This is a genomic window from Pseudomonas sp. 18058, from assembly GCF_902706155.1.
GTDB lineage: Bacteria > Pseudomonadota > Gammaproteobacteria > Pseudomonadales > Pseudomonadaceae > Aquipseudomonas > Aquipseudomonas rustica.
The window spans coordinates 53,333-76,020 of record NZ_CACSJY010000031.1; the positions used below are offsets into that span (position 1 = coordinate 53,333).

Sequence of the window (22,688 nt, forward strand, 5' to 3'; positions counted from 1 at the left end):
ACATCGTTCAAATTGAGGTGAAAAGTCTGCGTGGCGGTTTAAATGCCCCACGCGAACGGGTCTGTTTCGTCGATCAGCAAGGTGCTGTCGGCGGTCATGTAAGCGCGTCCGGTGATGTACGGGCGAATGCGCTCGCCCTCCCATTCGAAGCGGCCTTCGAATTGGCTGCCGGTGATGCTCGCCTGCACCCAGATCGCGCCGGGTTGCAGCTTGTCGTCGGCGGCGAGGCAAGCGAGTTTGGCGCTGGTTCCGGTGCCGCACGGGGAGCGGTCGTAGGCTTTGCCGGGGCACATGACGAAGTTGCGGCTGTCGGCGTTAGCGTCATCGGCGAACAGTTCGATGTGGTCGATCACCGCACCGTCTTCGCCGTAAATACCTTGGTCTTCGAGGGCCTTGAGCATCGCCCAGGTGTAGGCGGTGAGGTGTTCGACGTTGTCCATCGTCAGCGTCTGGCCGTGTTCGGAAACGAGGAAGAACCAGTTGCCGCCATAGGCGATATCGCCGAAGACGCGGCCGAATCCCGGCACATCCACCGGCACTTGTTTGCGATGACGGTAAGCAGGGACGTTGCCCAGCGTGACCGAGCCGTCGTCATGCAACGTGGCGCTGACCGGGCCGACCGGTGTGTCGATCTTGTGCACGCCCGGCTGGATTTTTCCCAGGTACTGCAACGAGTTGATCAGGCCGATGGTGCCGTGGCCGCACATGCCGAGGTAGCCGGCGTTGTTGAAAAAAATCACCCCGCACGTGGCGTCCGGCGACACCGGTTGGCAATACAGCGCGCCGACCAGCACATCGTTACCGCGCGGTTCCAGCAGGCAGGCACGGCGCCAGGCATCGTGCTGATTGCGCAGGGCATCGCGCTTTTCCACCATCGTGGTGCCGGCCAGATCGGGGAAACCGCTCATCACCAGACGCGTGGGTTCACCGCCGGTGTGGGAATCAATGACGTGTACTTCTTTCATGAATAGATCCCGTTGGATGATTTCAGTAGGCGCCGGCAGGGCGCACGGTCACGGTCGAGGCAGGGGCGGCGACTTCGCTTTCTTCATCGTCTTCTTCCAGACGCAGCAGGTGCGCCGGTACGCCCGTCGCGGCGCCCCAGTAATAAATACCGGTGGCGCAAACGGCGACGACAATGGTGTCGAACGGATGAGCGAGGATGCCGAGGCCACCAAAGGTGCCGAGTTTCGACAGCACAATCGTTACCGCGTAGAAGGCGATCAACCACGCCGAGGAGCGCACCTGGCTGGCCAGATTAAGGTGCGCGGTCGGCACGAAACGGCCGCACAGCAGGTACACAACGAACATCAGAATTTGCAGGCCAAGCAGCCACGACACGGTGTTCCAGCCCGACCAGTAAACGATCAGCGCGGCGATGATGAACGACACCGGCCCGAGCACGCCCATGCACTTGACCCGGAACGGACGCGGCATGTTCGGCGCATTGCGGCGCAACGCTGCCACCGTCACGGGCGCCACGGCGTAACTCAGCACCAGCGCGGCGGAGACCACGTTGATCAGCGCTTCCCACGACGGGAACGGCAGCGTCCAGAACACCGACAGGGCAAAGGTCAGCCACAGCGCCGGGCGCGGGATGCCGGATTTCTCGTCGATGTGGGTGAAGACTTTGAAGAAGGTGCCAGTCTGCGCCCAACCGTAGATCACGCGCGGCGTGGCGTTCATGTAGATGTTGCCGCAACCGCTTGGCGAGATCACCGCGTCGGCGACCACCAGATAGGCCAGCCAACCCACGCCAAGCGCCAGAGCGATGTCGCGATAAGGCAGGGAAAATTCCTTGCTGATCCCGGCCCAGCCATTGGCGAGCATTTCGGTGGGGATGCTGCCGAGAAAGGCCATTTGCAGCAGCACATAAATCAGCGTCGACAGCAGCACCGAGAGAATCAGCGCGATAGGAATGGTGCGCTGCGGATTCTTTACTTCGCTGGCCACAGAGATGATCGGCGTCAGCCCCAGATAGGCGAAAATCACGCCGCCCGCCGACACTGCCATTTCGATACCGGACAAGCCAAACGGCGCAAAACCTTGCACCTGGAAGTTGGCCGGTTTGAAGAAGGTGAAGAGCACGCCGATCACCAGCAGCGGCACGATGAACTTGAACACGCTGACCAGATTGTTGGCCTTGGCGAAGGTCTTCACGCTGCGGTAGTTGAGCAGGAAAAACACGCAGAGCAGGCCGAACTGCACCATCCAGCCGAGGATCGTCGGGTTGCCGCTGCCCGTCTGGGTCAGCTCGGGAAACCATGCCGCCGCGTATTGGCGCGAGGCAACTACTTCGATCGCCACCAGACTGGAAAACGCGATCAGGGTGATGAAGCCCATCAGGTAGCCGAGCAGCGGCCCGTGGGAGTAAACCGGGTAACGCACCACGCCGCCGGCACGCGGTAAAGCCGCGCCCAGTTCGCAGTAAACGATGCCCAGCAACAACACGGCAAAACCGCCCAGCAACCAGGAGAAAATCCCCGCCGGCCCGGCAATCGCCGACACGTGACTGGCCGCGAACAACCAGCCGGAACCGAAGATCGCTCCGAGCCCGATAAATGTGAGGTCGATCAGTGAAAGCTGTTTTTTGAACTTGCCTTGGCCTGACATGGCATCGCCTTCTTGTGAGTTATTGGATAGGCAGTTGTGTCACTGGGACGGCCAGACTTTGAACTCATCGACGGCATGGCGATTGATGTTTTGCGGCGGGTTGGATGACGAAATCAGCACAATGGCGCAGATTAATCGCGGCCCTCGACAGTCCTGCATTGATCCTGCAATCTGCACGCGAACGCCGCAGGGCGGGCACTTGGCCGATCCGCGTTTGAAGAGGAATCCGTAATGCAGCAAGCGTTTTCGATCCTGTCCCAAGGCATCGGCGGCCATCGTCCGCAGACCCTGGAGGAGTTACTGGCCGGTGCGGCGCTGCTGTTGCCGATGCTCGACGTGATCCCCAATGCGGCGATTTTCATCAAGGACACGCAGGCGCGTTACGTGCTCGCCAACCGCACCTTGGTGCAACGTTGTGGCTTGAAGGATTTGCGTCCGTTGCTCGGTAAAACCAGTGCGCAGGTGTTCCCGGCGCAACTAGGCCCGGGCTATACCGAGCAGGATCGCAAAGTGCTGGAGGAGGGCTTTGTGCTGGAGGATCAGCTTGAGCTACACCTGTACGGCAGTCGCGAACCGGGCTGGTGCCTGACGCACAAACAGCCGCTGTATAACCGTGACGGGGTGATTATTGGGCTGGCGGGGATTTCGGTGGATCTGCAATCGGCCAGTGAAACGCATCCGGCGTTTGAGCGATTGGCGGCTGTCGATGAGCACATTCGGGCGAATTTCAATCGTCGGGTGACTTTGGTGGAATTGACCCGGATTGCTGGTATTTCCGTTGCGCAACTGGAGCGTTACTGTAAGCGCGTGTTCCATTTGACGCCTCGGCAGATGATTCAGAAAGTGCGGCTGGAGCATGCGCATCGCTTGTTGCATAGCGATTTGCCGATCACTGACGTTGCGCTGCAATGCGGGTACACCGATCACAGTGCGTTCACTCGCCAGTTCAAGGCCTCTACAGGCTTTACCCCTCGCCAGTACCGACAGGCCACTTCTCAGTGAATGACTGTAATTCTCTGTGGGAGCTAGCCTGCTGGCGATGGCGTCCTGTTGGGCGGCTGGGTTTTTGTTGACTGGGTACATATCCATTGCTGCGGTAACGGCGGCTTAGGGTTCCGCCCTTACGGCGGGTCACCTTTTCCAAACGCCGAAAAGGTAACCCAAAAGGCTTTGCCCCAGCGTTCGGCCCGCTCGCTGGGGCTCGGGGTTCCTTCGCTCCGGAATTCATCCGGGCGCATCGCCTCCGGTTTGCTGCGCTGCACCTCCTCTCGATGTGTTTGGCTGCGCCAAACGGTCGCTGCGCTCCCACCCCCGGATCAATCCCTCCACTCAGCCTTCCGACGGGGCGGGTAGCGCAAGATCAAAAGCTGCAGCCGAGCTTGCGCTCATCCTGTGTAGGAGCTGCCGAAAGCTGCGATCTTTTGATGTTGTTTTTGCTTTTGTAGGAGCCGAGCTTGCTCGCGAAGGCGTCGGGTTGGGCGGCTGGGTTTTTGTTGACTGAGTACATATCCATTGCTGTGGTAACGGCGGCTTAGGGTTCCGCCCTTACGGCGGGTCACCTTTTCCAGACGCCGAAAAGGTAACCCAAAAGGCTTTGCCCCAGCGTTCGGCCCGCTCGCTGGGGCTCGGGGTTCCTTCGCTCCGGAATTCATCCGGGCGCATCGCCTCCGGTTTGCTGCGCTGCACCTCCTCTCGATGCATTTGGCTGCGCCAAACGGTCGCTGCGCTCCCACCCCCGGATAAATCCCTCCACTCAGCCTTCCGACGGGGCCTGTGAATCAATATCAAGAGCAGGCGAGCTGACACTCGGCCTAATGGTCAACACTGCCGGATTTTGGTGTGCCGGCCTCATCGCTGGCAAACCCGCTCCCACAGGGACTAGAGGCGTATGCGGATGCATTGACTGGCACAGAACCAAAGTGGGAGTGGGCTTGCTCACGAAGGGGGCGGCACATCCAGCATCGATGTGGCTGAGCAGACGCTTTCGCGAGCAGGCTCACTCCTACAAGGGATCAATGCTTGCTCATCAGGCCGTGCAGGACGCCGAGGCGCAGGCCGGGTTCGGAGGGGGCCATTTGCGAGATGCCGAATACTTTGAACGCCGCGAGCATCAATACCAATCCGCCGGGCAGGATGCTTTGGCGGTGCGGTTGCAGGCCGGCGAGGTGCAGCTGTTGCACATTGCTCACTTTCAGCAGAAGCAGGGCCAGGCGCAACAGGCCGGCGTAGGTGATGCCGTCCTTGCCGAAGTCATTGAGGTGATTGGCCTTGAGCACTTTGGCCAGCATGCGCGCGGTACCCGACGAGCCGATGGTCTGCTGCCAACCCTGACTCCGATAACGCCGGGCAACCCGTTCAAATTGCAGGATGGCGAAACGTTCGGCTTCTTGCAGGGCGCCGGCAGAAATATCACCGCCGCGAAAGAACCGCGTACTCAACGTGCCGCTGCCAATCGCGATGCTTTCGGTCAGCAACGCTTGCGAGCCCTGGCCGAGAATCAGTTCGGTGGAACCGCCGCCAATATCCACCACCAGACGCATGTCTTCAGCACCCGGCAGGGCATGCGCCACACCGACATACACAAGGCGTGCTTCTTCTTGTCCGGAAATCACATCAATGGGAAAACCCAGATGCCGCTCGGCGCTGGCCAAAAACAACTGCGCATTGTCTGCCTCACGGACGGCACTGGTCGCCACCGCACGAACCCGACCGGCCTCGAAACCGCGCAATTTCTTGCCGAACCGCGCCAATGCCTGCCAGCCCCGATCCAGTGCCAGCGCATCCAGCGCGCCGCCGTCAAAACCTTCGGCGAGGCGCACCGGTTCGCGCAGGGTTTTCACTTCCTGAATCAGCAGGCCTTTGCGACTGCGCAGCGACTGGCCGATCATCAAACGAAAGGCATTCGAACCCAGGTCGATGGCGGCAAACAGCGGGGCGTCTGGTTTCATGGGAATCCTTGCTGAATATCCGCCGGAAGGCTCAAGACGGTTTGCGAGGATTCTGCCGTTGCGTTGATGACATCCTGATGACGGGCAGGGGCGGTTCGGTGAATTTGTCGCTGTCATGACACTGTCATTATTCAGCGTCTATGCTGGGGTCAATACATCGCGTGTTCTTGAAGTTTCTGCTGCCAGTTTTGGCAGCTTTTTTTTGCCTGCGATTTGAGCGAGGCCACCGATCGTTCCCATGCTCCGCGTGGGAACGCCTCTAGGGACGCTCTGCGTCCAGTGACGCGGAGCGTCACGGGCTGCATTCCCACGCAGAGCGTGGGAATGATCAGGTGTCAGCAGGCTTGTGGGGTTTCGCCTCGGGCCAGGCGCGCGTTGATGTCTTCAATCACTTCAGGCAAATCGGCAATGGTGTCGATCAAGTAATGCGGACGCGATGGCGCGAACATCTTGCCGATGCGCTCACGTTCTTCCGCGAGACGATCCGACGGCAACGCTTTGAACTGTTCGTAGGTCAATCCGAGCGCGTTGCCCGAGCAAGTCAACGCCACCGTCCACATCCCCGCGCTACGCCCTTCGAGAATCCCCGGCCAGGTGTCATCAACCTTGACGCACGCGGCCACATCATCGATGCCCAAGGCAATCACGTTGGCCAACGACTGCGCCGGATACGGCCGGCCATTCGGCACTTCATCGGTGGCAACGACATGGTCAGCCACGTAACCATTGTCCCGCGCCAGCTCGACAACCTTGGCCATCACCACCGCCGGATACCCGGAGCACGAACCAATCTTTAAACCCTTGTCACGCAACGCCGCAATTGCTTCGAGCGCACCGGGAATCACCGCCGAATGCAGGGCGATTTTCTCGATCTGCAACGGCATGAAACGCTCGTAGATCGCTGTCACATCTTCATCACTCGGCAAGCGATCGAACGCGGCGCGATAGCGCTCGGCGATCTGCGGCAGGTTGCACAACGTGCGGATGTGATCCCATTTGCCCATGCCCATCGGGCCGCGCGCTTCCTCAAGCGATACCGCGACGCCGAACTCGGCAAAGGCCTCGACAAAAATCTGCGTCGGCGCGAACGAGCCGAAATCGACAACGGTGCCGGCCCAGTCAAGGATCGCGGCTTGCAGGTGAGTCGGGTTTTTGTACTGCATGGTCAAATCTCCGTTTTCGGGTAAGCGTGGGCCGTCCCTCGGCAATGAGGTAGGCGGTTTCAAGGGTCAATGCTGATCAGGTCAGCGGTGGATTCGAATCAAACAGTTCGGCAATCACCGGTCGGTTGCGGCGGATGCCGAGGCAGCACAGGTGGTATTCGATGAAAAACGGGTGATCGACAAAGGTGATCGGCGTGGTGCCCGGGGTTTCGGCGTACTCGACGGCCGAGACGAAACCGATGCCGATGCCTTTGACGATCGCGTGCACGATGGCTTCGCGGCTGTTCAGTTGCATGACGCGGTTGAGGTCGATGTCGAGGCGCTTGCAGCTTTCTTCGACCAGTTGCCGGGTGCGCGCACTTTGCTCGCGCATCACCCATTTCTCGCGGCTGATTTCGCTGATGTGAACCTGCGACTGGCTGGCCCACGGATGGTCATCGCGTACCACGGCAATAATCGGATAGCGGTGATACAACCGGGTGTGGAAGCGCTCATCGAATTCCGACAACGCCAGAATCGCCACGTCGATATCGAAGTTGAACAGCCGCGCGAGGGTTTCCTTTTCCGAGGAAAACGAGGTTTCCAGTTCGATGTCCGGGTGCCGCTGCATCAGCTCGTAGGTCAGATTCATCGCAATCGGCGGCGACACCGCGCCGAGCCGCAGCATGCCGTTCTTGCGTTGCTTGAAACTCTGCAGCAGCTGCACCGCTTCGTCCTCCTGGCCGAACAAACCTTGAGTGATTGCGTAGAGCTTGTGCCCGGCGGAACTCATCTCGATGTAGCGCCCGCGCCGATGGAACAGCTCGACCGAGAAGGTTTTCTCCAGTGCGTTGACCTGCTCGCTGACGGTCGGCTGACCGACGCTGAGGTACTCCGCCGCGAGGGTGAAGCTGCCGGTTTTCGCCACCGCATGAAACGAACGCAACCACTTGTGATACTGGTACATGCAAGCCCCATCAGCGTCGAATGAACAATGCCACTGCAGCGCTGCACAGGCAGGCGCTGGTGACCACTATGAAGATGAGAGACGTGTTTGCCGTGGTGTCAAGCAAACGACCGATCAAAGGCTCGGCCAGGCCGGCAAACAGATAGGACGAAAAGTTCATGATCCCGGTTGCGGTGCCGGCGCGTTTGGCACCGACCAGATCCGGGCACAGCGCCCAGAAACTCGACGCCGGGCCATAAACGAAGAAGCCGCAAAGGAACAACGCGACCAGGCCGATCACGCTGTGCGGCGGCAGGCTCCACATCCACAAACTCGTCGCGGCGCCAAGGAACATGTAGAGCATGATCGCCAGATAGCGCTTGGAACCGAACAGCTTGTCCGACACCCAGCCGTTGCTCAACGCGCCAACCGCCATGCCGACCGGGAGGGCGACGGTGATCCATTTTGGATCGATCATGCCGTCACCGCTTTTCCAGTCGGCGCCGAGAAAGTGCACCGGCACCCAGACGATCAGGCCGTAGCGCGCCGCGTTCTGAAAGCCCAGTGACAGCGCGGCGATCAGCAGGCGCGGATTCTTCAACACGGCTTTATAGCGTTGCGCCGAGGTCTCGACTTCGCCATGCGCGGCTTCCTGATGTTTGTCGTCAGCGTTGGCCACGCCGGTATCGCCCACCGGTTCGAAGCCCAGATCCTGCGGGCGTTCGCGGGCAACCAGATAGAAAATGATCCCGCCGGCGAGCATCAGCAGTACCGGTAAACGGAAGATCCAGCGCCACTCCAGTTGCAGCACTTCGAGCACGACGATGGAGGTGACGTACGACAGAATCGACGCGCAACCGGCGGCGAAGGTGTAGAAGCCATAGACCTTACCGCGTTCGCCGGCCGCCCACCAATTGGCAATCAGCCGCCCGCCCGGCGCCCAGCCCAAGGCCTGAAAGTATCCGTTGACGCCCCACGGCAGGATCAGACTGGTGAAACCGCCGGCAAAACTGGTCACCCAGTTTGCCGCGCAAGACAACACCGCACCGAGAGTCATGATGCGCCGGCCACCGAATTTATCGGCGAGGTTGCCGTTGATCGCCTGACCAATGGCGTAGGCCCAGAGCATCGCCGCAGAAGCCCAGCCGAGAGTTTCTTTGCTCAAACCGAACTCGGCCTGAATCCCCGGAATGGCAAAACCGAAGGTCTGCCGCCCGGTGTAGAAAAACAGGTAACAGAACATCGCCGCCAGCAGCATGCGCCACTGCGCGACCCGGAACGAGGCAGAACGTACGGCGAGACCAGGCATTGTTTCGGCACGATTCATGATCTTTTCCTTATTGTTGTGGGTTCCCGCCGTTTGTCGTCGGCGGGTGCACTCTTTTTCGGTGCGGCAGGAAATCACCACGGCTATGAGCCGCAGGCGGTGCTTGGGTGGATCGGGTGGCGTCGGGCGTCAGGCAGCTTGCGAACCGATGAAGTTCTTGCCGCGCGCGCCCTGCATCGCGAGGTGGATGATGTCTTCGGCGTCCTTGGCCGAGACGCCGTAATCGGCGAACTCGGTCTTCACCCCGAGGCTGTGGAGGAACTCGCGCAATTGCTGTTGCGCGGTGAGCAGATCCTCGCCGAATACCCGTTGCAGGATGCGGTCACGCGTCGCGTCGTGACCCCAGGCCAGACCGAGCACCAGCGGCAGGGTGAAGGAGCAGGCGATGCCGTGGGGCAAGCCGTGGCGCAGGGTCATCTCGTAGGAAATCGAATGCGCCAGTGCGGTTTTGGTGTTGGAAAACGCCAGCCCGGCCTTGAGCGCGGCGAGTGCCATGCGTGTGCGCAACTCTTGGTTCGACAGATCTTTTTGCAGACGCGGCAGGCATTCGAGAATGTCTTCAATCGCAGAAATGGCGAAAGTGTCGGAAACCGGGTTGGCGTTAACGTTCCAGATCGCTTCCAGCGCGTGGGACAACGCATCGAGCCCGGTGGACACGGTGACGCTGGCCGGCACGGTGAGCATCAGTTGCGGATCGATGATCGCCACGCGCGGCCAGGTGCAGTCGAGGTGCAACGAATATTTTTTCTGGCTGGCGCTGTCCCAGATCGTCGCCCACGGCGTGACTTCGCTACCGGTGCCGGCGGTGGTCGGCGCGGCGATCAGCTGTTTGCAACGCGCGGGAGTGAACGCCTTGCCGGTCGCCAGCAGGGTCAACAACTCATCGAAATGCCCGGACTCGGTGCCGACGATCAACGCTTTGGCGGTATCGATGGCGCTGCCACCACCGACCGCGAGCACCACATCGCAATCACCGGCCTGCTGCCAGAACTGCTCATAAGTGCTGCGCAGATGGGCGACGTCAGGATTGGGCTGAACGTCTTCGAACACGTAGACCAGACGCTCACCGAGCAACGCTTGCAGGCGATCGACCAGCCCCAGCCCACGGGCCTCAGGGAAGGTGACGAGGGCCACGGTCTGCTGGTCGGTAATGGCAGCGAGGTCTTGCAGGCTGCCCCAGCCGAAACGGGTATCAACTGGGTTCTGGAAGCGGGCAGTCATGGTGGATCCTTATTGTTGTTGTCGTGTGGCGCCATACTCAGCGCCCGTCGACAACGGCTCAAATCGATAATTCGCAGGTTTGAATCGGCTCAGCCGATAGCGGTTCGATGTCAGTGCGCCGAACCGCTCTGGATCGCCGCGCGCAGGCGACTGGAGAGGGTGTCGGCGACGATCACCATGAAGGTGATGACGATGATGCACGTCGCGGTTTCCGGGTATTTGAACAGTTTCAGGCTGCTCACCAGTTCGAACCCCAGGCCGCCGGCTCCGACCATGCCCAGCACCGTGGCCGAACGCAGATTGACTTCGAAGCGGTACAAAATCACCGCAATCCACGCCGTGATCACCTGCGGCAAAACGCCAAACACGATCACCTGCAACGGTCGTGCACCGGTTGCTTGCAGCGCTTCAATCGGGCCTTGGTCGATCTCTTCGATGCTCTCGGCGAAGAACTTGCCGAGCATGCCCAGACCGTGCAGCGCCAGCGCCAACACGCCGGGGAACGGGCCGAGGCCGACGGCCGAGACGAAGATCAGCGCGAGGATCAGTTCGTTGATGCTGCGGGTGAAATTCAGCGCCTGACGGGTGATGTGAAACACCCAGCGATTGCGGCTCAGATTGCGCGCGGCGAGAAACGACAGCGGAATCGCCAGCAACACACCGAGCAGGGTGCCCCAAATGGCGATCTGTAAGGTTTCCACCGCTGGCGCGACCAGACGCGGCAGGATGCTCAGATCCGGCGGAAAGGTGCGCGAAAGAAAGTCACCGATCTGCGGCAATCCGGCTGCCAGTTCACCGAGGCTGAGTTGCGCACCTTGCGCGCTCCAGTTCAGCGTCCACAGCACGATCAGGACGATGCCGGCGGTGGTCAGCCAACCGCGTGTGCCACGGGTCCGCTCGCCGACCCACTGATAGTTTGGCGATTGCATGCTCAGGCCCTCGAGGCGGTGCGGTAGGACAGGGTGGGCGCCGGGACGTCAGCGGAGTGTTCTGCGGATTGCCCCGGATAGATTCGCGCCAGATCGGCGTCGGTCATGCTCGACGCTTTGCCATCGAACACCAGATTGCCGTGAGCGAGGCCGACCACGCGGTCGCCGAACTCGCGGGCATATTCGACCTGGTGCAGATTGCACAGCACGGTGATGCCCAGTTCGCGGGTGGCATCGCGCAGGTACTGCAACACCAGTCGCGCGGTTTTCGGATCGAGGCTGGCGATCGGTTCATCGGCCAGAATCACCTGCGGCCGTTGCGCCAAGGCACGGGCAATACCGACGCGCTGCTTCTGTCCGCCAGACAATGAATCGGTGCGCTCACTGGCCTTGTGCGCCAGTTCGACGCGTTCCAGGCATTGCATCGCCAGCGCCACATCGTCACGGCGAAACAGTTGCAGAATCGAGGCGAGGGTGCCGACGGAACCGAGGCGCCCGGTCAGCACATTCTTCAATACGCTCAGGCGCGGCACGACGTTGTGGTGCTGAAAAATCATCGCCACTTCTCGGCGTAAAACGCTTGTGTCCGGGCAGGCGAGGGCATCAATGCCCGCCACGTTCAGCGTGCCGCTGTCGGCCCGCGCCAAACGATTGATGCAACGCAGCAAGGTCGATTTGCCGGCGCCGGACTGACCGAGCACCACGACGAATTCGCCCGCAGCGACGTCAAGGTCGATGCCGCGCAACACCGGGTTGCTGCCGTAGTGTTTGCTCAGTTGGCGGATGCTGATCATTTCATGCTCCGCAAATCGAGATCGAGCACCTTGGCGGTTTCGCGCACCACGTCATACGACGCGTCGGTGGTGGGCTGGAAGCCATTGAGCACACCCTGATCGCCCCACGGCACGTCCTTGATCGAAGCCAGTGCGTCGGCGATTTTTTTCTTCAATTCCGGATCGAGCGCCTTGCGCCAGACCATCGGCGATTCGGGAATCGGCTTGGAACTCCAGACAATTTCGAAGTCATCCTGCTTGACCACGCCTTTGGCCACGGCGCTGGCGAAGATGCGGTCAGCCACGGCGGCGGCGTCGACTTTCTTGTTCTCGACCGCAAGGATGCTGGCGTCGTGGGAACCGGAGAAAATCACGCGTTTGAACAAAGTGTCCGGCACAAACCCGGCCTGCTCCAGTCCTGCTTTCGGGAACAGATGACCGGACGCCGAGCTCGGGTCGACGAATGCGAATGTATGGCCCTTGAGGTCGGCCAGCGAATGAATGCCGCTGTCCTTGCGCGCCAGAATCACGCTTTTGTAAGCGCTCTGGCCGGTCTTCTTGGTCACCGCTACGGAGAACGCTTCGACGTCCGCCACCGAGGTCGCCAGCACGTAGGAGAACGGGCCGAGGTAGGCAACGTCGAGTTTGCCCGAGCGCAGCGCTTCGATGATGCCGTTGTAGTCGGTGGCCACGAACGGCACCACCGGCATGCCGATTTTGGCTTGCAGATCGTCGAGCACTTGTTTGCTCGATTCGATCATCGCCTGGGAGTCTTCCGAAGGGATCAGGCCAATGGTCAGTTTGTCCTTGGCCCAGCCCTGGCTGGCACTCAGGGCAAGTACGGCAAGGCTGGCGGCACGCAGAAACTGGTTAATTGTTTTCATGGCATTCCACGGTGTGGTTGGGAGTTGCCACAGGCTAGGTCTGTCACGTGACAGTCATTCAATCAATTCAATATGCGAAACCGCAGCTAACTATTGATGGAGTCTATGGATGTCGAGCGCCAAATTGCGGGCCTTTCTCGCCGTCGCCCGCCACGGCAGTTTCAGTGCCGGGGCGCGGGCGTCGGGGCTCAGCCAACCGACACTGACCACGCAAGTGCAAAGTCTGGAGCGACAGCACAACGTCGAACTGTTTCATCGGCGTGGGCGGCGGATTGAATTGTCGGATGTCGGTCGGCAATTGCTGCCCATCGCGCAACGGCTGGCCTTGCTGGAACTGGAAGCGCACAACCTGCTGCGCGACTCCGGGCGGCTCGACAGCGGCCAGCTCAAGGTCGGTGCGGTGGGGCCGTTTCATGTGATCGAAATGGTCGACAGTTACCTGCAACAGCATCCGAATATCGACGTGTCGATCCGGGTCGGTAACTCGGCGCAAGTGTTGTCGGATCTGGAAAATTACGTCACCGACATCGCCGTGCTGGCCGGGCGTCAGGACGATCCGGCGTTGTGTTCGGTGCGTTATGCGCGGCACGCGATCATCCTCTTTGCCCACCATGAGCATCCATTGGCCAATCGCGGCAGCGTGCGCCTGGAAGAACTGGAAGGGCAACGGCTGCTGCAACGTGAGCCCGGTTCGACCACGCGGCTGGTGCTGGAGCAGGCGCTGAATGCGGCGCAAGTGAAACCGAGGATCGCCATGGAAATTGGCAGTCGCGAGGCGTTGCGTGAAGCGGTGGTGCGCGGGTTGGGATTGGGTGTGGTGTCGGAAGCAGAGTTCATTGCCGACCCGAAAATCCGCACGATCAGAATCGAGGGCGAAGCGCTGTTCACCGAGACGTATCTTTATTGCTTGGCCGAACGGCGCTCCAGTCGGCTTATCTCATCGTTTTTCGATGCGGCGCTGAGCTGATTTGCAATTTCGCTTAAGGCTTGGCTAATATACGTTCCATATATACATCGTATCGGATTCATATATGGGCATCGTAAAGATTTCAGAGGACATGCACGAGAATCTGCGGATCTCCAGCAACGCCCTCAGCCGCTCGATCAACGCGCAAGCCGAGCACTGGATGCGTATCGGCATGCTCGCCGAACTGCACCCTAACCTCGACCACAGTGCGATCTGCCGCTTGCTGATTCGCGCTGAACAAAATGGCGGGCTCGACCTGCAACAACTGACTCAGGAAGCCGTCAGCGCATGAGAAACCAGATCAAGATCAACACCCCGGCCGACATCGCCCAATCGCGCGCTGCCGGCAAACTCGCCGCTGAAGTGCTGGCGATGCTGGTGCCGCACGTCAAGGCCGGCGTGACCACCGATGAACTGGATCGGCTGTGCAACGACTACATCGTCAACGTGCAGAAAGCGGTGCCGGCCAACGTCGGCTATCACGGCTTTCCGAAAACCGTGTGCGCCTCGGTTAATGACGTGGTGTGCCACGGCATTCCATCGGGGACGCCGTTGAAGAATGGCGACATCGTCAACCTCGACATCGCGGTGATCAAGGACGGCTGGTTCGGTGACACCAGCCGCATGTACGTGGTGGGTGAGGCGACGCCTGAGGCGCAGCACTTGATCAAGACCACTTACGAAGCGATGTGCGCGGGTATTCGCGTGGTGAAACCGGGCGCGACGTTGGGCGACATCGGCCACGCGATCCAGAGCCTGGCGGAGAAGGAAGGCTTCAGCGTCGTGCGCGAGTATTGCGGGCACGGGATTGGCAAGGTCTATCACGACGAGCCGCAGATTCTGCATTACGGCTTTCCCAACCAGGGCATGAAGCTTAAGGCCGGGATGATTTTTACCGTGGAGCCGATGCTCAATGCCGGCAAGCGTCATGTGAAGAACATGCCCGATGGCTGGACGGTGTTGACCAAGGATGGCTCGTTGTCGGCGCAGTGGGAGCACATGGTAGCGGTGACCGAAACCGGCTTCGAAATCCTCACCGCCTGGCCGGATGAAATCGCAGGCTATTCCCCAATCACCTAAACACCACAAAACCCCTGTAGGAGCTGTCGAGTGAAACGAGGCTGCGATCTGTTGATCTTGTTTTTAACAGCGAGATCAACAGATCGCAGCCTGCGGCAGCTCCTACAAGTTATGTGGTGTGTGCAGGGACGCTTTGCAGCCAATCAAGCAGCTCATCCCACAACGGCTGTGCGCTTTCGCGGAAGTAACCCATGTGCCCGTACGGTTTGCTGCCCGCCGGCGGCTGCAGATCCAGCAATGTCAGCGGTGCATTCACCATGGCTTTGACAAACGCATCGCGCGAACGCGGCGGCGCCCACGGATCATCGACCGACGTGGCGAAAACGCATGGCGTTGTGACCTCGGCGTAGAGCGCATGCAGATGGCTCATCTCGGGGTCGTCGAAGTAGTAGTGGGGGAATTTGCACCAGCGTTTCCAGTCGTTGTAAACGCCCAGCGGCAAATCATCGCCCATGCCCAGCATGCTCCAGGCCATGTAGCCTTTGCGGGCGACAATCACCGGCAGCACAAACGTCCACATCAGACGGATTTTCCAGGCCTCGGTTCGGGACATCCAGCCGCTCCACCCCGCGCCACTGCCCAGGGTGTAGCAAGCTGTCAGGGCGGGGTGATTGGGCAACAGACCAATCGCATGACCACCAAACGAATGGCCGACCCAATACAGCGGCAATACTTCCTGGCTTAGCAGATCCACTGCCGCCGCCAGATCCTGATAAGCCCAATCCAGATAAGACATCTCAAAGCCTTTGAGCGAAGCCGGTTTCGACTCACCGATGCCCCGGTAATCGAGGGTCAGCACGTGAAAGCCCTGGCGCGCCGCGTGCTCGGCAAAACGCCGATAAAAGCGCTGCTGGACCCCGGTGGCACCGGCCATGATCAGGTTACCTTTGACGACGCCCGCTGCGCCGTAGCGCTTGGCGGACAACGGATAACCATCGCGGGCAATGAGGGCGATGTCCTGTCTCTGGATCGATTCGGCAAAGGCTGCGGCCATGGTGTTCATGAAATTGTTCCGAGTGAGTTGAGCAAAGCCTTCAGCGACCTTTGAACTGCGGTTCGCGCTTTTGCATCATCGCCATGACGCCTTCGCGGACATCCTCGGTTTTGATCAGGGCCAGCAGTTGTTCATCAAGCTTCGACAGTGCCGCATCGTCTCCCTGATCCTGCGCCAGAAACGCCGATTGCAGCGTCGCCTGAATCGCCAGAGGCGCAGCCTTGGCAATGCGTTCGGCGTATTCGATGGCGCGTGCCAGAGTCTGGCCGGGTGCGACCACTTCGGTCAGCAGGCGCATGTGCAGGGCGGCATCGGCATCGAACTCTTCCGCCGTGAGCATGTAGCGCATGGCGGCGGTCCAGCCCGCTGCGCGGGTGAAGCGCACGGTGGAACCGCCGGCGGGAGAGATCCCGCGCAACACTTCCAGATGAGCGAAACGGGCATTGGTGGCGGCAATGCTGATATCGGCGTTGAGCATCAATTCGATGCCCGCCGTCCAGCAAATGCCTTCAATGGCAACCACCACCGGTTTACGCCTGCGCGGTTTGGAAACGCCCCATGGGTCGATGCCTTCTTCAGGATACTTGAAGGCGCCTGACACCAGTTTCGGCGTCAGCTCCATCAAGTCCAGGCCTGCGGTGAAGTGCTCGCCATGCGCGAACAGCACGGCGCAGCGGAGTTCGTCATTGCGCTCATACTCGCCGATGGCCAATGCCAGGTCCGTCAGCATTGCACTGTCGAATGCGTTGCGTTTGCCGGCGCGATCCAGACCGATCAAAAACAACTGACCGCGTTGTTCGCGGGTGACTCGGCCGGGGCCACTGTTGGCTTCGTTCATCTCTGCTCTCCCTGATTTTTTGTCGGCGGCCAGTTACTGACCATCTGTTCGGTAAATTGAAACTAAACGAACAGTTGGTAACCGTCAAATTGAGAAGGGCAGGCTTATGTCATAGAATCACCGCCAGTTATCCGGATCAGGAAATACCCGTGCGACCGTTGAAAATCCCCCGTGAAGAGCTGCTCCTGCGGTGCGCCAATACCTTCAAACGCCTTGGCTACCATGGCACCACCATGGACGTACTCGCGTCCGCTTGCGGCTTTACCAAGGCTTCGTTCTATCACCACTATCCGAATAAGGAGGCCTTGCTGCGTGACGTGCTCGACTGGACGCATCAGGTCATCAACCAGACCTTGTTTGCCGTGGCCTTCGACGAAAAACTCACGCCACAAGAACGCCTGAGCAAAATGGGCCGCAAGGCTGCGCGGCTGTTTCAGAATGACTCGATTGGTTGCCTGATGGGCGTGGTGGCGGTCGATGCTGCGTACGGTAAAAGTGAATTGCTGGAGCCGATTCGCGGCTTTTTCGATGCATGGGCCAAGGCGTTTGCGCATTTGCTGGAAGGCGAGGTCGATGAGGGACAAGCCTTGCTGACCGCTCGACAATGGGTGGCGGATTACGAGGGGGCGATTCTGCTGGCTCGGGTCTATGGTGACGCGGCTTACATCGATGCGGTGACGCGTCGGGCGCTGGAACACTTGAGTGCCTGTCAGGCACCGACATAAGGCTTACGCGCTGTGTGTTGTGTCCTCGACAGTGTCAGCCACGACGCACACTGACTTTTTATCCGATCAGGGAGCAACACCATGAGTGCAATCACCCCGGCCGTGATGGCCGATCTCGCGCCCGACGGCGTGCTGCATGCCGCCATCAATTTTGGCAACCCGGTGCTGGCACAGCGCGGGGCGGACGGTGCGCCGCAGGGTGTTTCGGTGGCATTGGCCAGAGCATTGGCTGCCGAGCTGGGTGTCGAATTGGAGTTGCGCACCTTTGATGCGGCGGGCAAGGTTTTCGCGGCGTTGGAAGAGGGCGTATGGAATCTGGCGTTTCTCGCCATCGAGCCGGTGCGCGAGGCGCAGATTGCGTTCAGCGCGCCTTACGTGATCATTGAAGGGACTTATCTGGTCAAGGCACAGGCCCCGTATCGCAACGTCGAGGATCTCGATCAGCCAGGATTGCGATTGGCCGTTGGCAAAGGCGCAGCCTACGACTTGTTCCTCAGTCGCACGCTGCAGCACGCACAATTGGAGCGTGCCGAAACCTCGGCGGGTGCCGTTGACCTGTTTATCGAGCAACACCTGGATGCCGCCGCCGGTGTCCGTCAGCCATTGCAGAAAGTCGCGGATGCCGACGCGCGTTACCGCGTGCTGGACGGTGCATTCACGGCGATTCGCCAGGCCATGGCCGTGCCCCGTGGGCGCAGGGCCGGCGCGGCGTATGTGCGGGCGTTTGTCGAGCGCAAGAAGGCTGAGGGGTTTGTCGCTGCAGCGCTCGCCGAGAGCGGGCAGGGCGATGTAACAGTCGCGCCTTGAGATCAAAAAAAGTGCCACCGCGGCCCGACGCTTGGGTGGCCCTGAGGGGGACATTCTTGAAATGACGGCAGACCCTGTGGGAGCGAGCCTGCTCGCGAAGAGGCCGTGTCAGTCAACCTTAACGTTGAATGACACACCGCATTCGCGAGCAGGCTCGCTTCCACATTTGGAATGCATTCCTGTAGGAGCTGTCGAGTGAAACGAGGCTGCGATCTTTTGATCTTGTTTTTTCACAGCAAGATCAAAAGATCGCAGCCTTCGGCAGCTCCTACAGGGGGTTTCAGTGGGAACCGGCGGCTTTGTTGAGGTCGCTTTCGCTCCATTCGGTGTAGACGCAGGCATCAGCCGTGGCCCAGCGCACTTGTACCGGGTCGCCGGCCTTGAGCGGCATGCCCGCGGCTGACAATGCTTTCACCGTCATTGAGGTGCCGCCCGAGGTGACCACGCTGCAGGTCTGGCTTTCGCCGAGAAACAGCACTTCTACGACCTTCGCTGAAACCTCGTTCCAACCCGATGGCAACGGTTCGCTGATCGCTTGCGCCACGCTCAACGCCTGCGCTTTTTCCGGCCGCACCATCAGCAACACATCCTGATCGGTGTGCAACCCAGCGGTCAGGCGAATCGACAATGACTGTCCTTCAAACGAAGCCGCCGCATTGCCCTGCGCCTTGAGCTTGAGGAAGTTCGAGTTACCGAGGAACGAGGCGACAAACGCATTCGGCGGATTCTGATAAAGGTCATAACCACTGCCCAATCCAACAATCTTGCCGTGACTGAAAATCGCGATGCGTTGCGACAAGCGCATGGCTTCTTCCTGATCGTGGGTCACGTAAACGATGGTGATGCCCAGACGACGATGCAATTGGCGCAATTCATCCTGCAAATCCTCGCGCAGCTTTTTATCCAGCGCGCCGAGCGGTTCGTCCATCAGCAGAATGCGCGGTTCGTAAACCAGCGCCCGGGCAATAGCCACGCGTTGTTGCTGGCCGCCAGACAGTTGCGAAGGGCGGCGATGGGCGAATTGCTCAAGCTGCACCAGTTTCAGCATCGCATCGACACGCTTCTCGCGCTCCGCCGTCGCCAGTTTGCGAATCGCCAGCGGGAAGGCGATGTTGTCGCGCACCGACAGGTGCGGGAACAGCGAATAACGCTGAAACACCATGCCGATGTCGCGCTTGTGCGGCGGCACATTGACCAGCGATTCGCCGTTGACGAGGATTTCGCCGCTGCTCGGCGTTTCAAACCCGGCGAGCATCGACAGCGTGGTGCTTTTGCCCGAGCCGCTGGAACCGAGAAAAGTGAGGAATTCACCGTCCTTGATGTCCAGCGAGATGTTGTCGACGGCGGCAAAGTCGCCGTAGTGCTTGTTCAGGTTGCGCAGGCTGACCAGGGGTTTGTCGTTCTGCTGGGAAGCGTCTTTGATCACGGCACTCATGTCGTACTCCTGGCGCTCAGGCGCTGATTTCGTTGCGCCGGCGCAATGCGGCGGCGATGACCATGACCAATACCGACAAGCCAATCAGCAGCGTCGAAGCGACGGCGATCACTGGCGTCAGATCCTGGCGCAAGGTGGTCCACATTTTCACGGGAAGGGTTTGCAGGGTCGGGCTGGCCATCATCACGCTGAGCACCACTTCGTCCCACGAAACCAGAAAGGCGAAGAGGGCGCCGGCAACCATGCCCGGACGGATCGCCGGGAACGTCACCTTGAACACCGCTTGCAGGCGTGACGCACCGCAAATCACAGCCGCGTCTTCAATCGACTGATCGAATAGCTTCAACGAGTTGATGATCGAGATGATGGTAAACGGCAGCGCGACGATCACATGGCTGACCACGAAGGCGAACATGGTTCCGGTGTAACCGAGCTTGAGGAACAGCGCGTACACCGCCACGGCAATGATCACCAGCGGCACGATCATCGGCAGGGTGAACAGGCCGTAGAGCATTTCCCGGCCGGGAAAACGTCCGCGCACCAGAGCAAACGCAGTCGGCAGACCGAGGGCCACGGCGCAGATCGTCGTCAGCACAGCCACCTTGAGACTGGCGGCTGCGGCGTTCATCCAGTCAGGATTGGAGAAGAACTGGCCGTACCATTTCAGCGTCCAGCCCGGTGGTGGAAACACCAGCCACTGCGAGGAACCGAAGGACAAAAGCACGATGAACACGATCGGCAACAGCAGGAACAAACCGATCAGCCCGGTGGTTGCATACAAGCCGAAGCGCATGCGCCGGCTCATCGCATTGGGGGTCAGGAGCATGTCGGCTTACCTCGCGTTACTGGCGCCAACCGGGGATTCCGGTTGAAGCTTCAGGTAAAAGTAGAACAGCACCAAAGTGATCGCGATCAGCAACGCGGCGCCGGCACTGGCCAGGCCCCAGTTGAGGAACGATTGCACCTGCTGAATGATGAACTCCGGCAGCATCATGTTCTGCGCCCCGCCGAGCAGCGCCGGGGTCACGTAGTAACCGAGGGACATGACGAACACCATCAAACCACCGGAGGCCAGACCCGGCCGGCACAGCGGCAGGAACACCCGGAAGAAGTTGCTCCACGGACTGGCGCCGCAGATCGAGCCGGCCTGCAGGATCATCGGGTCGATGGCCTGCATGGTCGCCTGCAACGGCAGCACGATGAACGGAATCATGATGTAGCTCATGCCGATCACCACGCCGGTGAGGTTGTGCACCATCTCCAGTGGCTGATCGATGATGCCCATCGCCATCAACGCCTTGTTGATCACGCCCGACGCTTGCAGCAGCACCAGCCACGAATAGGTGCGGGCGAGCAGGCTGGTCCACATCGACAGCAGCACGATGTTGAGGATCCAGCGCCCCCAGCCGCGCGGCACCAGAGTGATCGCCCAGGCCAGCGGAAAGCCCAGCAGCAGGCTGAACAGCGTCACCAGCCCGGCCACCGAAAAGGTGTTGAGCAGCACTCGGGCATAGGCCGAGTTGGCGAACAGTTGTTCATAGTTGCCGAGGCCTGGCGTCGGTTCGAGCACGCCGCGTAGCAGCAGGCCAATCAACGGCGCGAGAAAGAACAGGCCGATGAACAGCAGCGCCGGCACGAGGTTGCCGGCGCCGCGCCAGCGTTGTCTGAGGGACGGGGCTTGCTGCATCGCAACCGCCTGTGTTCCGTGGGCCGAACCAGCAGCGCTTTGGGCGCTGCCGGTGGCAGTGGAGGGACGGGACGCTGTGGCCGCCATTTTCATTTGACCAGCCATTCGTTCCACCGTGTCGCGATGGCCTGGCCGTTTTTGGCCCAGTACGCGAAATCAAGAGTGATCTGATCCTTAGCGTAGGCAGTCGGCAGGTTGGGGGCCAGCGTCGAATCCAGACGCTCCACACTGTCGAGGTTGACCGGGGCGTAGGCGGTCAGGTTGGAGAAGTCGGCCTGGCCTTTGGCGCTGCTGGCACTGGCCAGGAACTTCATCGCCGCGTCCTTGTTTTTCGAGCCCTTTGGAATCACCAGAATGTCGGCCATGACCAGGTTCTGTTTCCAGCTCACGCCGACCGGCGCACCGTCTTCTTGCAGGGCGTGAATGCGACCGTTCCAGAACTGGCCCATGCTCGCTTCACCGGACGCCAGCAGTTGCTGCGACTGCGCGCCGCCGCCCCACCAGACGATGTCTTTCTTGATGGTGTCGAGTTTCTTGAAGGCGCGATCGAGATCCAGCGGGTAGAGCTTGTCGGCAGGTACGCCATCGGCCAGCAGTGCCAGTTCGAGCACGCCGGGGCTTGGCCATTTGTAGAGGGCGCGTTTGCCCGGGTAGGTCTTGGTGTCGAACAGGGCGCTCCAGTCCTGCGGCTTGTTGGCGCCGAGTTTGCCCTCGTTGTAACCGAGGACGAAGGAGAAGAAGAACGAGCCAACACCGTAATCGCTGACAAAACGCGGGTCGATCTTGTCGCGCTGGATGACTTTGAAATCGAGGGGTTCGAGCAGGCCTTCAGCGGCGGCGCGCAGGGCGAAGTCGGCTTCGACATCGACCACGTCCCACTGCACGTTGCCGCTCTCGACCATGGCTTTGAGTTTGCCGTAGTCGGTCGGGCCGTCCTGCACGACGGTGATGCCGCTGGCCTTGCTGAACGGATCGGCCCAGGCCTGTTTCTGCGCATCCTGGGTGCTTCCGCCCCAGCTGACGAAGTTCACGCTGTCGGCCGCCATTGCAGCCTGGCCGGTGACGCTGAGCAGTCCCGCGAAAAGGATCGCGGTTGCAGCTTTGTTCAACACCATGTTCACGCCCTCATTGTTGTGTTTTTGAGCGGGCTTGCGTTGTTGCCCGCCTATCGGGAGCAGTAGATGGACGTCCGTTGGAGTGTCCGGTCTATGGAATATCATATTATGGTATTCCAAACTTTGTGCAAGCACTTTGCCTTACCGGTTATCTGGCGGCTGTCCTTTTTTGTGGTTCGAAGAAATGAATCTGAAATGCAAAACCTTTGTGGGAGGGGGCTTGCTCCCGAAGGCGGTCGATCAGTCAACATCTATGT

Annotated in this window: 22 protein-coding genes; 6 read left to right on the plus strand and 16 right to left on the minus strand. The window is 60.2% G+C overall.

Annotation, left to right across the window (positions count from 1 at the left end; translation table 11 throughout):
• Positions 1 to 38: 38 nt before the first annotated feature.
• Together GVL50_RS17715 and GVL50_RS17720 are read right to left on the minus strand one after the other, a co-directional pair.
• On the minus strand, positions 39 to 965 hold the full coding sequence (locus tag GVL50_RS17715; RefSeq protein WP_159814574.1) for a 4-hydroxyproline epimerase: 927 nt from the start codon (positions 963 to 965) through the stop codon (positions 39 to 41).
• A gap of 22 nt (positions 966 to 987) precedes the next feature.
• Entirely contained in the window at positions 988 to 2,613 is a 1,626-nt protein-coding gene (locus GVL50_RS17720) for an APC family permease (protein ID WP_159814577.1), read from the minus strand.
• 231 nt (positions 2,614 to 2,844) lie between these two features.
• Here GVL50_RS17720 and GVL50_RS17725 point away from each other — a divergent pair, with 231 nt between their 5' ends.
• Complete coding sequence (locus tag GVL50_RS17725; RefSeq protein WP_053119530.1) at positions 2,845 to 3,615, plus strand: AraC family transcriptional regulator; 771 nt, start codon at positions 2,845 to 2,847, stop codon at positions 3,613 to 3,615.
• A 1,010-nt stretch (positions 3,616 to 4,625) separates the two neighbouring features.
• Here the strand turns inward: GVL50_RS17725 and GVL50_RS17730 are convergent.
• The 8 genes from GVL50_RS17730 to phnD all read right to left on the minus strand — a co-directional run bounded on the left by GVL50_RS17730 (position 4,626) and on the right by phnD (position 12,783).
• A complete protein-coding gene (locus GVL50_RS17730) occupies positions 4,626 to 5,561 on the minus strand; it encodes a Ppx/GppA family phosphatase (RefSeq protein ID WP_159814579.1) in 936 nt (311 codons plus the stop codon).
• Between the two features lie 335 nt (positions 5,562 to 5,896).
• Complete coding sequence (gene phnX, locus GVL50_RS17735; RefSeq protein ID WP_159814581.1) at positions 5,897 to 6,724, minus strand: phosphonoacetaldehyde hydrolase; 828 nt, start codon at positions 6,722 to 6,724, stop codon at positions 5,897 to 5,899.
• Positions 6,725 to 6,800: 76 nt separating this feature from the next.
• Positions 6,801 to 7,670, minus strand: coding sequence for a LysR substrate-binding domain-containing protein (locus tag GVL50_RS17740; protein WP_053121214.1), 870 nt, complete (start codon positions 7,668 to 7,670; stop codon positions 6,801 to 6,803).
• Positions 7,671 to 7,680: 10 nt separating this feature from the next.
• Positions 7,681 to 8,976: an MFS transporter gene (locus tag GVL50_RS17745; RefSeq protein ID WP_064392989.1), complete on the minus strand. Its 1,296-nt coding sequence runs from the start codon at positions 8,974 to 8,976 to the stop codon at positions 7,681 to 7,683.
• 129 nt (positions 8,977 to 9,105) lie between these two features.
• The gene (psrA, locus tag GVL50_RS17750) at positions 9,106 to 10,197 is read right to left on the minus strand and encodes an iron-containing alcohol dehydrogenase PsrA (RefSeq protein ID WP_159814583.1); all 1,092 of its coding nucleotides are present in this window, start codon (positions 10,195 to 10,197) and stop codon (positions 9,106 to 9,108) included.
• Between the two features lie 110 nt (positions 10,198 to 10,307).
• Positions 10,308 to 11,126: a phosphonate ABC transporter, permease protein PhnE gene (phnE, locus tag GVL50_RS17755; protein ID WP_159814585.1), complete on the minus strand. Its 819-nt coding sequence runs from the start codon at positions 11,124 to 11,126 to the stop codon at positions 10,308 to 10,310.
• Positions 11,127 to 11,128: 2 nt separating this feature from the next.
• Positions 11,129 to 11,920, minus strand: a complete 792-nt coding sequence (gene phnC, locus GVL50_RS17760) for a phosphonate ABC transporter ATP-binding protein (RefSeq protein WP_159814587.1) — start codon at positions 11,918 to 11,920, stop codon at positions 11,129 to 11,131.
• The gene (phnD, locus tag GVL50_RS17765) at positions 11,917 to 12,783 is read right to left on the minus strand and encodes a phosphonate ABC transporter substrate-binding protein (RefSeq protein ID WP_159814590.1); all 867 of its coding nucleotides are present in this window, start codon (positions 12,781 to 12,783) and stop codon (positions 11,917 to 11,919) included. Before phnD ends, phnC begins: the two co-directional genes overlap by 4 nt.
• Before the next feature lie 109 nt (positions 12,784 to 12,892).
• On the opposite strand from phnD, the gene GVL50_RS17770 reads away from it, so the two are divergent.
• The 3 genes from GVL50_RS17770 (at position 12,893) to map (ending at position 14,830) form a co-directional block, all read left to right on the plus strand.
• Positions 12,893 to 13,750, plus strand: a complete 858-nt coding sequence (locus GVL50_RS17770) for a LysR substrate-binding domain-containing protein (RefSeq protein ID WP_159814592.1) — start codon at positions 12,893 to 12,895, stop codon at positions 13,748 to 13,750.
• A gap of 64 nt (positions 13,751 to 13,814) precedes the next feature.
• Positions 13,815 to 14,042, plus strand: coding sequence for a ParD-like family protein (locus GVL50_RS17775; RefSeq protein WP_007918027.1), 228 nt, complete (start codon positions 13,815 to 13,817; stop codon positions 14,040 to 14,042).
• The gene (gene map / locus GVL50_RS17780; RefSeq protein WP_159814594.1) at positions 14,039 to 14,830 is read left to right on the plus strand and encodes a type I methionyl aminopeptidase; all 792 of its coding nucleotides are present in this window, start codon (positions 14,039 to 14,041) and stop codon (positions 14,828 to 14,830) included. Before GVL50_RS17775 ends, map begins: the two co-directional genes overlap by 4 nt.
• Before the next feature lie 109 nt (positions 14,831 to 14,939).
• Here map and GVL50_RS17785 read toward each other — a convergent pair whose 3' ends face one another.
• Both GVL50_RS17785 and GVL50_RS17790 read right to left on the minus strand, forming a co-directional pair.
• A complete protein-coding gene (locus GVL50_RS17785) occupies positions 14,940 to 15,833 on the minus strand; it encodes an alpha/beta fold hydrolase (protein ID WP_159814596.1) in 894 nt (297 codons plus the stop codon).
• 31 nt (positions 15,834 to 15,864) lie between these two features.
• Entirely contained in the window at positions 15,865 to 16,662 is a 798-nt protein-coding gene (locus GVL50_RS17790; RefSeq protein WP_159814598.1) for a crotonase/enoyl-CoA hydratase family protein, read from the minus strand.
• Between the two features lie 149 nt (positions 16,663 to 16,811).
• On the opposite strand from GVL50_RS17790, the gene GVL50_RS17795 reads away from it, so the two are divergent.
• Complete coding sequence (locus GVL50_RS17795; protein WP_053121198.1) at positions 16,812 to 17,387, plus strand: TetR/AcrR family transcriptional regulator; 576 nt, start codon at positions 16,812 to 16,814, stop codon at positions 17,385 to 17,387.
• Between the two features lie 81 nt (positions 17,388 to 17,468).
• Positions 17,469 to 18,194: a transporter substrate-binding domain-containing protein gene (locus GVL50_RS17800; protein WP_053121196.1), complete on the plus strand. Its 726-nt coding sequence runs from the start codon at positions 17,469 to 17,471 to the stop codon at positions 18,192 to 18,194.
• 280 nt (positions 18,195 to 18,474) lie between these two features.
• On the opposite strand, the gene GVL50_RS17805 is transcribed toward GVL50_RS17800, so the two are convergent.
• From GVL50_RS17805 to GVL50_RS17820, 4 genes are read right to left on the minus strand one after another with little or no spacing between them, the layout of a single operon-like run.
• Positions 18,475 to 19,629 (minus strand): ABC transporter ATP-binding protein, encoded by a 1,155-nt coding sequence (locus GVL50_RS17805; protein WP_159814600.1) that lies wholly within the window; start codon positions 19,627 to 19,629, stop codon positions 18,475 to 18,477.
• Positions 19,630 to 19,645: 16 nt separating this feature from the next.
• Positions 19,646 to 20,455, minus strand: a complete 810-nt coding sequence (locus tag GVL50_RS17810; RefSeq protein WP_007918021.1) for an ABC transporter permease — start codon at positions 20,453 to 20,455, stop codon at positions 19,646 to 19,648.
• Positions 20,456 to 20,461: 6 nt separating this feature from the next.
• Positions 20,462 to 21,409 (minus strand): ABC transporter permease, encoded by a 948-nt coding sequence (locus GVL50_RS17815; RefSeq protein ID WP_053121191.1) that lies wholly within the window; start codon positions 21,407 to 21,409, stop codon positions 20,462 to 20,464.
• The gene (locus tag GVL50_RS17820; protein ID WP_159814602.1) at positions 21,406 to 22,431 is read right to left on the minus strand and encodes an ABC transporter substrate-binding protein; all 1,026 of its coding nucleotides are present in this window, start codon (positions 22,429 to 22,431) and stop codon (positions 21,406 to 21,408) included. The genes GVL50_RS17815 and GVL50_RS17820 overlap by 4 nt, the downstream gene beginning before the upstream one ends.
• Positions 22,432 to 22,688: the final 257 nt, after the last annotated feature.

What these genes read in the sequence shown, in the direction of transcription:
- GVL50_RS17800 (WP_053121196.1), top strand. Translation starts at nt 17,469, where the DNA reads ATGAGTGCAATCACCCCGGCCGTGATGGCCGATCTCGCGCCCGACGGC.
- GVL50_RS17720 (WP_159814577.1), bottom strand. Translation starts at nt 2,613, where the DNA reads ATGTCAGGCCAAGGCAAGTTCAAAAAACAGCTTTCACTGATCGACCTC.
- phnD (WP_159814590.1), bottom strand. Translation starts at nt 12,783, where the DNA reads ATGAAAACAATTAACCAGTTTCTGCGTGCCGCCAGCCTTGCCGTACTT.
- GVL50_RS17740 (WP_053121214.1), bottom strand. Translation starts at nt 7,670, where the DNA reads ATGTACCAGTATCACAAGTGGTTGCGTTCGTTTCATGCGGTGGCGAAA.
- phnC (WP_159814587.1), bottom strand. Translation starts at nt 11,920, where the DNA reads ATGATCAGCATCCGCCAACTGAGCAAACACTACGGCAGCAACCCGGTG.
- GVL50_RS17745 (WP_064392989.1), bottom strand. Translation starts at nt 8,976, where the DNA reads ATGAATCGTGCCGAAACAATGCCTGGTCTCGCCGTACGTTCTGCCTCG.
- GVL50_RS17725 (WP_053119530.1), top strand. Translation starts at nt 2,845, where the DNA reads ATGCAGCAAGCGTTTTCGATCCTGTCCCAAGGCATCGGCGGCCATCGT.
- GVL50_RS17785 (WP_159814596.1), bottom strand. Translation starts at nt 15,833, where the DNA reads ATGAACACCATGGCCGCAGCCTTTGCCGAATCGATCCAGAGACAGGAC.
- GVL50_RS17730 (WP_159814579.1), bottom strand. Translation starts at nt 5,561, where the DNA reads ATGAAACCAGACGCCCCGCTGTTTGCCGCCATCGACCTGGGTTCGAAT.
- GVL50_RS17820 (WP_159814602.1), bottom strand. Translation starts at nt 22,431, where the DNA reads ATGGTGTTGAACAAAGCTGCAACCGCGATCCTTTTCGCGGGACTGCTC.
- map (WP_159814594.1), top strand. Translation starts at nt 14,039, where the DNA reads ATGAGAAACCAGATCAAGATCAACACCCCGGCCGACATCGCCCAATCG.
- phnX (WP_159814581.1), bottom strand. Translation starts at nt 6,724, where the DNA reads ATGCAGTACAAAAACCCGACTCACCTGCAAGCCGCGATCCTTGACTGG.
- GVL50_RS17810 (WP_007918021.1), bottom strand. Translation starts at nt 20,455, where the DNA reads ATGCTCCTGACCCCCAATGCGATGAGCCGGCGCATGCGCTTCGGCTTG.
- GVL50_RS17770 (WP_159814592.1), top strand. Translation starts at nt 12,893, where the DNA reads ATGTCGAGCGCCAAATTGCGGGCCTTTCTCGCCGTCGCCCGCCACGGC.
- psrA (WP_159814583.1), bottom strand. Translation starts at nt 10,197, where the DNA reads ATGACTGCCCGCTTCCAGAACCCAGTTGATACCCGTTTCGGCTGGGGC.
- GVL50_RS17775 (WP_007918027.1), top strand. Translation starts at nt 13,815, where the DNA reads ATGGGCATCGTAAAGATTTCAGAGGACATGCACGAGAATCTGCGGATC.
- GVL50_RS17715 (WP_159814574.1), bottom strand. Translation starts at nt 965, where the DNA reads ATGAAAGAAGTACACGTCATTGATTCCCACACCGGCGGTGAACCCACG.
- phnE (WP_159814585.1), bottom strand. Translation starts at nt 11,126, where the DNA reads ATGCAATCGCCAAACTATCAGTGGGTCGGCGAGCGGACCCGTGGCACA.
- GVL50_RS17815 (WP_053121191.1), bottom strand. Translation starts at nt 21,409, where the DNA reads ATGAAAATGGCGGCCACAGCGTCCCGTCCCTCCACTGCCACCGGCAGC.
- GVL50_RS17790 (WP_159814598.1), bottom strand. Translation starts at nt 16,662, where the DNA reads ATGAACGAAGCCAACAGTGGCCCCGGCCGAGTCACCCGCGAACAACGC.
- GVL50_RS17805 (WP_159814600.1), bottom strand. Translation starts at nt 19,629, where the DNA reads ATGAGTGCCGTGATCAAAGACGCTTCCCAGCAGAACGACAAACCCCTG.